Below are 2,019 nucleotides of genomic sequence, written 5' to 3' on the forward strand. Positions count from 1 at the left end.
GCGGATCGGGCTTGGAACTAGCCGTACGTTCGTGTTTTTCGTGTTTTCCGTGGTCAAATAATACCTAACCCATCAGCGCCCAGGCGCTGGCCAGGTCCTGCACGACGTGGCCCAGCGATTTGTAGACGGTGATTTCGTCGGGCGAGCGGCGGCCCGCGATGTCGCCGGCCAGCACCTGGCCGATCTCGGCGGCGATATGGTCGTCGCCGATCAGGCCGGCATCCTTGGCGTGCAGGAACTCCGCGCCCTGGCGCAGCACCCCCTCGCGGCTGTCGGCGATGAAGCGGGCGCGGACCACCAGCGCGTCGTCCACCTCCACCGGCCCGGCGACGCTGGAGCCGACCAGGTTGAGGTGGGTCCCGGGCCGAACCCAGGCGCCTTTCAGGATCGGCTCGCGTGCGCCGCTGACCGTGCAGACGATGTCGGCGTCGGCGAGCGCCGCCTCCACTTCGGCGACGGGCGTCACCGGCAGGCCAAGCTCTGCGCTCATGCGCTCGGCGAAGGCCTGGGCGCGCTCGGCCGAGCGTCCCCAGACCGCGATCGAGGCGATGTCGCGCACCTTGGGGATGGCCCGCGCGTGGGTGACGGCCTGTTCGCCGCAGCCCAGGATGAGCAGCCGGCGGCACTCGGGGCGGGCCAGGGCGCCGGTGGCGACGGCGCTGGCCGCGGCGGTGCGGATCGAGGTAATCTCGCCGGCATGCACGACGCCGACGGGCTCGCCGTTCTCAGGCTCGAACAGCACCACCAGGCCCTGATGCGCCTGCCGGCCGGTGGCGGGATTGCCGGGATAGACGCTGATCAGCTTGGCGCCGAAGGGCGCGGACTCGCCCAGGGCGCCCGGCATGATGCCCAGCGCGCCCTTCGCCAGCGGGATGATCGAGCGCAGGTGCTGCCGCGTCTCGCCTCTGGAAAAGGCGATCATGGCGTCGCGCACGATCGGAATGCACATCTCGTAGGTGAGCCGCCTGGCCACCTCCTCGCGTTCGATGACCCGCATCTGTCGCCCTTGTCCTAGGTTGAGCCGATCCAAGCTATGGCCCAGCCCCGGCGTCCAGGCCAGAACCCCGTCCGGCGAATGCGGCTTTCCACGTCGCCCTGGGTTCGTGTAACCGCGTTGCGCGGACAGTGAACAGGTGGAGCAGCTGCGTTGAGCGAGATCGGTGAGTTGGCGGAACCCTTGACGCGCGACCAGGCGGTGGCGGCGCTGACCGGGCCTGGACAGTCCCACGAGCTGGAGCCCGTCCTGGTCGGGGCCGCGACCGTCAGATCGTTCAGGAACGCGCCGAAATCGCTGCGCCAGCTGTTCGCCGACGCGCGCGGCGAGGCCACCTTCATCGTCTATGAGACCGAACGCTGGAGCTTCGACGAGGCCTGGCGCGCCGCCGCCCGTATCGCGACCCTGCTGGCGCGCGACTACGGCGTGGTCAAGGGCGACCGCGTCGCCATCTCCATGCGCAACTTCCCGGAATGGGTGCTGGCCTTCACCGCCATCACCTCGCTGGGCGCGATCGCGGTGGCGATGAACGCGCTCTGGCGGCCGGAGGAGATGGAGTACGGGTTGCAGGACAGCGGCGCCAAGCTGCTGTTCGCCGACCAGGAGCGGCTGGAGCGGTTGGCCGACTGCTCGCCCGAGCTGAACGTCCAGGTCATCGCCGTGCGGCCGAGCGGCCCCGACGAGCGCGAACTGTGGGGCCTGCTGGACGGCATCGGCGATGTCGAGATGCCGGCCGCCGACGTCCAGCCGGACGATCCGGCCACCATCTTCTACACTTCAGGCTCGACCGGCCGCCCCAAGGGGGTGGTCTCCAGCCAGCGCAACATCGTCTCGGCGCTGTTCTCATGGGAGTTGGACGGCCTGGTCGCCGCCCGCATGATGGGCATCGAGCCCGCGGCCCCGGCCAGCCAGCCGGCCACGCTGCTGGCCGTGCCGCTGTTCCACGTCACCGGATCGCACGCCGTCTACCTGTCCTCGTACAGGGCCCAGCGGAAGATGGTCTGCATGTACAGGTGGGACCCGCA

2 protein-coding genes are annotated in these 2,019 nt (G+C 69.8%); one reads left to right on the forward strand and one right to left on the reverse strand.

Annotation, left to right across the window (positions count from 1 at the left end):
* Positions 1-64 precede the first annotated feature (64 nt).
* The gene (locus tag VGL85_RS08725) at positions 65-997 is read right to left on the reverse strand and encodes an ornithine cyclodeaminase family protein (protein WP_331588130.1); all 933 of its coding nucleotides are present in this window, start codon (positions 995-997) and stop codon (positions 65-67) included.
* A 150-nt stretch (positions 998-1,147) separates the two neighbouring features.
* Here VGL85_RS08725 and VGL85_RS08730 point away from each other — a divergent pair.
* A partial coding sequence (locus VGL85_RS08730; RefSeq protein ID WP_331588132.1) for an AMP-binding protein occupies positions 1,148-2,019 on the forward strand: 872 nt, incomplete at its 3' end.

This window comes from Phenylobacterium sp. (genome assembly GCF_036501465.1).
Taxonomy (GTDB): Bacteria; Pseudomonadota; Alphaproteobacteria; order Caulobacterales; family Caulobacteraceae; genus Phenylobacterium.

Bases quoted from the DNA above. Each gene is read 5' to 3' on its own strand.
- VGL85_RS08725 (WP_331588130.1), bottom strand. From the start codon at position 997: ATGCGGGTCATCGAACGCGAGGAGGTGGCCAGGCGGCTCACCTACGAG.